The organism is Pseudoalteromonas sp., from assembly GCF_041629635.1.
Lineage (GTDB): Bacteria > Pseudomonadota > Gammaproteobacteria > Enterobacterales > Alteromonadaceae > Pseudoalteromonas.
Genome location: NZ_JBFKMX010000013.1, coordinates 43,263 through 51,173 on the forward strand (window position 1 = coordinate 43,263; position 7,911 = coordinate 51,173).

Annotated in this window: 9 protein-coding genes; 3 read left to right on the forward strand and 6 right to left on the reverse strand. The window is 39.0% G+C overall.

The features are described from left to right. The first annotated feature begins 153 nt into the window (after positions 1-153). Positions 154-897 carry a sporulation protein gene (locus ABYD77_RS03610; RefSeq protein WP_372767077.1) on the forward strand — a complete coding sequence of 248 codons (744 nt, stop codon included), beginning with the start codon at positions 154-156 and terminating at the stop codon, positions 895-897. 54 nt (positions 898-951) lie between these two features. Then, complete coding sequence (locus tag ABYD77_RS03615) at positions 952-1,404, forward strand: GNAT family N-acetyltransferase (RefSeq protein WP_372767079.1); 453 nt, start codon at positions 952-954, stop codon at positions 1,402-1,404. Between the two features lie 54 nt (positions 1,405-1,458). On the opposite strand, the gene ABYD77_RS03620 is transcribed toward ABYD77_RS03615, so the two are convergent. The 5 genes from ABYD77_RS03620 to ABYD77_RS03640 form a co-directional block, all read right to left on the reverse strand. After that, the gene (locus tag ABYD77_RS03620) at positions 1,459-2,808 is read right to left on the reverse strand and encodes a sodium-dependent transporter (RefSeq protein ID WP_372767081.1); all 1,350 of its coding nucleotides are present in this window, start codon (positions 2,806-2,808) and stop codon (positions 1,459-1,461) included. A gap of 166 nt (positions 2,809-2,974) precedes the next feature. After that, entirely contained in the window at positions 2,975-4,285 is a 1,311-nt protein-coding gene (locus ABYD77_RS03625) for an ATP-binding protein (protein WP_372767083.1), read from the reverse strand. 3 nt (positions 4,286-4,288) lie between these two features. Further along, positions 4,289-4,987, reverse strand: coding sequence for a response regulator (locus ABYD77_RS03630; protein ID WP_372767085.1), 699 nt, complete (start codon positions 4,985-4,987; stop codon positions 4,289-4,291). After that, positions 4,987-5,358 carry a DUF3019 domain-containing protein gene (locus tag ABYD77_RS03635; protein WP_372767087.1) on the reverse strand — a complete coding sequence of 124 codons (372 nt, stop codon included), beginning with the start codon at positions 5,356-5,358 and terminating at the stop codon, positions 4,987-4,989. Before ABYD77_RS03635 ends, ABYD77_RS03630 begins: the two co-directional genes overlap by 1 nt. A 43-nt stretch (positions 5,359-5,401) precedes the next feature. Continuing rightward, entirely contained in the window at positions 5,402-6,238 is an 837-nt protein-coding gene (locus ABYD77_RS03640) for a MipA/OmpV family protein (RefSeq protein WP_372767089.1), read from the reverse strand. Positions 6,239-6,427: 189 nt separating this feature from the next. Here ABYD77_RS03640 and ABYD77_RS03645 point away from each other — a divergent pair, with 189 nt between their 5' ends. Then, on the forward strand, positions 6,428-7,579 hold the full coding sequence (locus tag ABYD77_RS03645) for a serine hydrolase domain-containing protein (protein ID WP_372767091.1): 1,152 nt from the start codon (positions 6,428-6,430) through the stop codon (positions 7,577-7,579). Between the two features lie 35 nt (positions 7,580-7,614). Here ABYD77_RS03645 and yhbY read toward each other — a convergent pair whose 3' ends face one another. Continuing rightward, on the reverse strand, positions 7,615-7,911 hold the full coding sequence (gene yhbY / locus ABYD77_RS03650) for a ribosome assembly RNA-binding protein YhbY (RefSeq protein ID WP_038640790.1): 297 nt from the start codon (positions 7,909-7,911) through the stop codon (positions 7,615-7,617).

A 7,911-nucleotide genomic window follows, 5' to 3' on the forward strand; every position in this document is an offset into this window, starting at 1 on the left:
GTTTATGTAAATGCATAATCAATCTATGTATGAAAAAAAAGCGTATCATAGCAATGCTAACTTAATCCGCTCTTAACAACGTAAATTTTAACTGACAAGCATGAAAAATTATGGTTAATATGCAATATAAGTATAAAGAACAAGGTGAGTTATATGTTCAAAAAAGTTCTCGCATCTATCGGTATTGGTGCGGCAAAAGTGGATACTGTGCTACATACTGAGCATTTACAGCCAGGGCAAAAGTTTTCAGCAGAAGTTATCATCAATGCAGGTGATGTTGATCAGGATATTTCAGGGCTAGAGTTAGCTCTAATGACCAAAGTAAAAGTTGAGTCAGATGAAGGCGATTACTTTGCAGATCATGTGTTAGAAAAGTGGTCGATTGTTGATCAGCGTACATTAACACCAGGGGAAGAGTTACGCATTCCATTTGAAGCACGTCTTCATTCAGAAACACCTATTACCGAAATCTCACAAGGTATTAATCAAAGTGTTGTTTGGATTGCCACGGGTTTAAACATTGATTTTGCACTTGATGCGACAGATCGCGACCCAGTTTATGTTTACCCTAATGAAGCAGTAAAAACCTTTATGCTCGCAATGGAAAAATTGGGCTACAAACTGGTTAAAAGTGATGTTGAAAAAGGCTATTTGCGTACTGCCAATTTCAATTCAACCTCAGGCTGTTATCAGGAATTAGAATATAAACCAGCGGGTTTAAAAGTGTTTGGCCCGAAAGAAGTTGAGCTTTCTTTTGTACCTGAGGCACTTAAAACGCATGTACTTATTGAAATTGACCGTATGTTCGGCTCAGATGGTTATGTAGACCTAACAATTGAACACGACCAGGTAAATTTAAGCCAAATTTGTGATCAGCTTGAACATATTTTTGGTTAAGAGTTTAAGCATTGTAAAAAGGGGCAAGTGCCCCTTTTTTTTTTGGAAAATGGTATGACTAAATTTTACAGTAAAACCTTCAATGAATTGACCACACTTGAGTTATACACGTTATTAAAGCTAAGAGTAGACGTATTTGTGGTCGAGCAGAACTGCCCATATGAGGAACTCGATGGCTTAGACATGCACGATGAAACACGTCATATTTTAGGCTATGACAATAATGAGTTAGTGGCTTATGCACGTTGCTTAGCGCCTAAAACAAGTTATCAGAACAGTGCAGCTATTGGTCGTGTATTGGTTAAGCAATCTCATCGCGGAAAAGGTTTAGCACAAGCCGTTGTATCACTCGCGAAAGATATTTGTGCCAGTCACTTTTCAAAGTTTGGTATTGAAATTTCAGCCCAGTGTTATCTAGTGGATTTTTATTTAGCGCAAGGCTTTAAGGTAGAAGGTGAGCAGTACCTTGAAGATGGCATACCGCATATTCATATGATTGCTAATTAGTTGTATAGAAAAGACAAAAAAGCCGATGTTATGCATCGGCTTTTTTCATTTTGATTAAGTAAACGAGTGAATAAACACAGCGGCAATAGCAAGTGGGCATACAAATTTCGTATACCAAGGCCAGATTTTCCAAAACAATGTTGATTCAACTTGCTCGTTGCCTTGCTTTATTTCTTCAATCAGCGAATTACGCTGCCAAATCCAACCTGCAAAAACACAGCAAAGCATAGCAATAATTGGCTGACCATATTCCGTTGCCAGTGTAGCAACAAAATCAAGCATGGTGTCTATGTTAAAAATAATCACAAAACTAATCGCCAGAATACCAATACCAGTCCACGTAGTGGCTGTTTTACGTTCAATATTGTGGCGTTCTACTAAGTACGAAACAGGGCCTTCCAGCATAGAAATTGACGAGGTAAGTGCGGCAATTGACATTAAAATAAAGAAAGCTAAGCTGACAAATACACCTAGCTGACCCATTGAATCAAATAGGCTTGGTAATACTTGGAATACAAGTGTAGGGCCTGCCAATAAACTGCCATCTTCAGCGAAAATTTGTACCCCTTGCTCTAGTGCAACGTACATAGCGGGAATAACTAAAAGACCGGCTAAAAAGGCAATAGAGACATCAATAAAGGTTACTTGCGCGCCAATTGTCACCATATTTTCTTTTTTAGAAATATATGAGCCATAAATCACCATTACACTCGTACCAAGTGACAATGAGAAGAATGCTTGGCCTAGCGCGCTTATTAATAAATCAGGATCAAGCACACGAGATATATCAGGATTTAGATAGGCTTGTAAGCCTTTATCTGCACCGTCGAGTGTTAAAACGTAAATGATCAGTAGTATAAGCAGGCCAATCATCGCTGGCATTAAGCGTTTTGACCACTTCTCGATACCATCTTCAACACCGTTGCGGATAATAATCACGGTTAAAAACATAAACACGGCACAGAAAAAGATATTGCGCGCAATACTGTCGCTAACAGCCCATTCAGCTACGCTCGTTGCACCAATGATTGATGCACCTGATTCAACAGCGTAAGAGGTCATCCAGCCAGCTAAAATGCCATAGAAACTTAAAATTAATGCAGCACACACAATCCCGCCAAAACCAACTATAAAAGCAAAGCGTTTTTGTATTTGGCTACGTGATATTTTTTCTAATGAAGTAACAGCGTTTGCTTGACCATAACGGCCAATTAAAATTTCTGCCATAAAAGCAGGGTAGGCTAAACAAAACGCTAAAATTAAATAGACTAAAACAAATGCAGCACCGCCATTCGTTGCTGTTTGTGTCGGGAATCCCCAGATGTTGCCAAGACCAACAGCACTCCCGGCTGCAGCCATAATAAAACCTAGTCGAGAGGTAAACTCTCCACGTGAAGCACCCATATATTTTTCTCGTTATTAATTTGCCGCCCAATCTACTGTAAATTGAAATAAATTAATAGAGTGAGTTTGCTTGATTTAGATCAATTGATTTAAAAAATTGTAAACACAGAGTTAGCATTTTAAATCAGTTAAAAAGCAGTAAGCTCTTCGATTGTTATGAAAACACTTACCAAGTGCCTGTTTTATTCTTCAAATGACAACGATGGGGTAGGCGTAAAGTAAACTTTGCACCACCAAGTTCTTTCGAACGAGCGACTTTAATATCACCAAAATGCCATGCAATTACTTTCGCTACGATAGCAAGCCCAAGGCCATAGTTTTTAGCGGCGCGATTTCGATGGTTTTCTTGCTGAAAAAATGGCTTCAAAACATTATCGAGATTGGCGTCATCAATACCTGGGCCATCATCTTCAATTTCGATAAAGGTATCTGCATGGGTTTGTGTTGTACTGATGATAATCTTAGTTTTTGCAAAATCGGTTGCATTAATTAATAAGTTAACGATTGCACGCGCAAGCCAATGGGGGTCAACGTAAAGCGCTTGGTTTTCAGTTTTTATTTCTAACTCAATTCCTTGCGAATTGAGCTTATGCTCCACTTGGTAAAAGCAGTTTTCGAATAGCTCTGAACTTGAAATCGAGGTTGGCGATATTTGATAAGATTTTTGCTCAAGGGTGGCATATTCTAAATAACTATTTAGCATGCATTCCATTTGATCTAAATCGCTTTCCATTCGTGCTAAATAATGTTTAATTTTGCTCGGATCTTGGCTATCAATGGCAGCATCTAAGCCAAAGCGCAAACAGGCAAGGGGCGTGCGAATATCGTGCGACATGCTTGACGCTAACAATTGGTTTTCTTCAATCAATTGCTGAATTTGATCGGCCATACGGTTATAGCTGGTCTCTAGTTCGCGTATGTAACTGAGGCCAGTTAAATTAATTCTGGCGTCCAAATTACCATTGGCAAATTGCGCGGTTGCCTTGTTTAATAAACTCAGCCTTTTAGTCAGGGGCGCTAGCCACCACCACATAAAAATGCAAATGCCGAGGTAAAAGCCTACAGTTAAAAATAAATCGGTGCGGTTTGTTGGCATCGGGGGCTTTTCAACACGTAGTTGAATATGGTGATCAGCTAAGGCTTCACTAGTTTGAATTAAATAAAAGCCTAACTCATCTTCTAAGGTTATGCCGCCTGGGATAAGCAGCTGTGAGTGAAGTTCAATAGGTAAGGCTAGTTCGGCATTATTGTGATAACTTAAACTAAATTGGCTTGCCGCTGCAAAGTGCGTTAACCAAGCTTGATGTTCTTCAGCAGGGTGTAGGCTTATTTCTGACACAACCCCTGCGAGAATCTGCTTTTCAACTTTAAAGTTATCTTGATTACTCGGCGGTGCACTCAAAGAATCTATCAGCCAACCAAGGATAAAGGATGAAATTAACGCACCTGTGATCAGGCTGATATACAGTTTTTTCATTATTTACCAAGCTTGACTGACAAATAAGTAGCCTTTGCCCCAGATTGTTTTAATCTTGCTTGGACTTTGTGGGTCATCACCAATTTTTTTGCGAAGAGCAGAAATAAGCACATCGACACTTCGGTCTAAGCCATCGTATTCACGGCCTTTTGTTGCCAAAAACACGCTGTCTCGGTCGAGAATTTGATCGGCATTTGATGCTAAGAAATACAATAATGAATACTCTGCGTTGGAAAGCGCTAGTTTTTGCTTATCCATAAATACATCGCGTGAAAGCGTATCAATTTGCAAGCTGCCAATGTTTATTTCATCGCTACTGTTATCGCTTGAGCCTGACTTTTCCCGAAGTACAGCATTGATTCGAGCAAGCAATACGCGCGGGCGAACAGGTTTAATAACGTAATCGCTAGCGCCTACTTCAAGACCGAGGACTTCATCAATTTCATCGCCTTTGGCAGTCATCATAATTATTGGCTGGTGATAAAATACGCGTAAGTCGCGACATACACTCATGCCATCTTTACCTGGTAGCATTAAATCGAGCAAAACCAAATCGGGGTTATGCTTTTTAACCGCTTGCACCGCTTCATCACCCCGTTGGCACAAGGCGACATCAAATCCTTGTTCAACAAGGTATTCACTTACCCATTGAGCAAGGGACGTGTCGTCTTCAACTAAGAGTATTTTTTTTGCAATATCCATTAAAACAGTCTCCATCGACGTTTTTTTCGTTTATTTGTGTAAACCCAATTTACTTTCATTTCTACTTGATTGCTTACTTGGCCTGAACCAATTTCAATCAGTTCATAGCGTTTTGCATCAGGTGAGTTAAATTCGCTTTCTAATTCACCAAATGTACTATTATACCAACAGCGGATTAATTTTTGGTCGCTGACTGTGCGAATACAATAATCACCACGAATAGGTGCATGCCACTGAAATTTTATTTTTGTGTAGCAGTGTTTACCTTGCCTTAGAGCAACACATTTTTCTGGGAAAATTGCGAGCTCAGGAACAGTAAAAGGGCTGTTAACCAGTTTTTCAGTATCGGCAAAACTAGTATTGGTAAACACTAAAAGTGCTATCAGCTTTAGCTTAATTAAAACGAATTTCCGGTTAAAATACATAGCGAATGCCAACCTTAGCTCTATGCACTAAACTGTTGCTAATAAGCGGGCTGTCGCTTATTTCTTTGGAATACCATGAGGATAGCCAGCCACCTAAAAATACCCAATTTTCGCTAATAGGGTATTCAGCATGAAATTCAAATGTCACACTGTAAGCAATACTCGGGTCGTAAACAGGGCGAACATTTTCAATTGCTTCACTAGCATCCACACCAAAGTAGTATCCGGTAAATTCTGATGAATAGATATTAAGCCCAGAGCCAACTCTGAATTCCCAATTTCGGTAATCTTGTATGGTGCTAATAAAGCCACTCGCCCAAAGACTTTTGTGCGCGCCGGAAATATCTTGTAGTAATTCAAAAGAGACTTGGTGGGTTTTTTCTTTACGGGTAAGGCGAAGCCCTGCGTTAAAATCGTCTTCACGTTCTTTAATGCCGCGTAACTCGTACACTGAATCTTCATCATAGAAGGTGCCTGTTTCATCAAAGCCTTCGTGCGCATTAATTGCAAATAAATCTAAACTCCAGTCATATTTGTCAACTAAATTGTAACCAATGGTCAAGCCACCCGAGAGCTGTGAATTATCGACATCGAAATAAAATTTATCGTAATTAATGGCTACATTGATATTGAGTTCGAGTCCATCTTGATAATCAATACCATGTAGGTAATGTTTATCGATGTAGTAACCTGCACCAAAACTCCAATCCCAGGTAAAGCCATCGCTGGTTTCAAGTGTGTTGTCGGCATAAAGGCGATTACTCGCGAGGCTAGACGCTGAAACGAATATACATAGTGAAATTAGTGTCGTTATGAGTTTGTTCATTAGATTATTGTTTTACTAACAGGAGTTACGTACTGATTACTAAAATACGTATTATATGTGTAAATGTGTAGTTCACCTGTAAAAAAATGTATTAGCTAGTAGCAATTAGAATAATTTAATAATTTTTTTCAGCATCGTTGCGAGATGCTTGTTAAACTATGTGCGTATTTATTCCGAGAATAGCGATATATGCGGTTTTTGTTTTTCTCATTTTTGTTGAGTTTTAATTTCTTTATCTCTGCCGATAGTCTTGATAATGCTGGGCAAGTTCTTGAGTTCGATCGTTTTGTGCAAAGCTATAAGAAATCCATGGTGGCCAAATTACGGAAAAAAGGCATTCCAGGTGCAGCCCTTTCTGTTGTTAAAGTTGATGGTGGTGAATTTGCGTATGGCTATGGTAAAACTAAACGTGTTGGTGGTAAACCAGTCGATAATAATACGCGCTTTCGTTTAGCGTCTGTATCAAAAACATTTGCAGGTTCATTGGCCGCAAAACTTGCCACTGAGGGTCTGTTAAAGCTTGATGATACTGTGAATAAGTATCTGCCAGATTTTCATTTTCACAGTCGTGATAAGAAACTGCGTGTTTCACACTTATTGAGTCATAGCAGTGGTCTTGTGCCAAATGCCTACGACAACTTGATTGAATCTCGTATGTCTTATGACAAGATCAAAAGCAAGTTAGCTGAGGTGGAACCGATTTGTTCACCAGGAAGGTGCTATGGTTACCAAAATGTTATGTTCAGTTTAATTGGTGATGTAATTGAACAATCAACCCGTATGGATTATGACACTTGGCTTAGTGAGTTTTTATTTAAGCCATTGAACATGAAAAATGCCAGTTTAGGTTTAAGCAAAATGACTAAAGATGATAACTATGCCCATCCTCATGTCAGAGCGAGAAAGCGCTGGTACACTACAAAATTGAAACCTAATTATTATAAAGTAGCACCTGCTGCTGGCGTGAATGCGAGTGCCAGTGATATGGTGCAATGGCTAAAAGCACAATTAGGGGAATATCCAAGTGTGTTATCAAAGGAATCTTTAGTACTTCAAACAACACCCCAAATAAATACCAAAAAAGAATTAAAGCGCAGGGTTTGGCGTTCAAACCTTAAAGAGGCGCAGTATGGTTTGGGTTGGCGAATTTATGACTACAAAGGTGAGACCATTTATTACCACAGTGGTTGGGTGCAAGGTTATAGGGCGGATCTGTTAGTGATCCCGAGATTAGAATTGGGGTTTAGCTTAATGATTAATGCAGAAGCGGGCATTTTAAATGAATTAACAACTGATTTTCTGGATATGACATTAAAGCAATATAATAAAAAACGCGCTTAAAGCGCGTTTTTTATTAGGTTGATATTTGTATTGAATTAACCTTTTGGTAATTGGATCTTTTTATCTTCGCTTTGTTTATATAGCACGATAATGTGGCCAATTGTTTGTAACTTGATAGCACCTGTTTCACGCACGATTGCTTCAAAAATAAGTGCTTTAGTCTCACGATCACTTGTAGGAACTTTCACCTTAATTAATTCGTGAATTTCAAGCGCGTTTTCAATTTCGAGAAGTACACCCTCAGTTAAGCCATTTGCACCTAAAAGAACAACAGGGTTTAACGCGTGTGCTTCGCCTTTTAAAAACTGCTTTTGTTTGTTTGATAACTTCAT

Coding starts and splice junctions, on each gene's coding strand:
- ABYD77_RS03610 (WP_372767077.1), top strand. CDS start 154: ATGTTCAAAAAAGTTCTCGCATCTATCGGTATTGGTGCGGCAAAAGTG.
- ABYD77_RS03615 (WP_372767079.1), top strand. CDS start 952: ATGACTAAATTTTACAGTAAAACCTTCAATGAATTGACCACACTTGAG.
- ABYD77_RS03620 (WP_372767081.1), bottom strand. CDS start 2,808: ATGGGTGCTTCACGTGGAGAGTTTACCTCTCGACTAGGTTTTATTATG.
- ABYD77_RS03625 (WP_372767083.1), bottom strand. CDS start 4,285: ATGAAAAAACTGTATATCAGCCTGATCACAGGTGCGTTAATTTCATCC.
- ABYD77_RS03630 (WP_372767085.1), bottom strand. CDS start 4,987: ATGGATATTGCAAAAAAAATACTCTTAGTTGAAGACGACACGTCCCTT.
- ABYD77_RS03640 (WP_372767089.1), bottom strand. CDS start 6,238: ATGAACAAACTCATAACGACACTAATTTCACTATGTATATTCGTTTCA.
- ABYD77_RS03645 (WP_372767091.1), top strand. CDS start 6,428: ATGCGGTTTTTGTTTTTCTCATTTTTGTTGAGTTTTAATTTCTTTATC.
- yhbY (WP_038640790.1), bottom strand. CDS start 7,911: ATGAAGTTATCAAACAAACAAAAGCAGTTTTTAAAAGGCGAAGCACAC.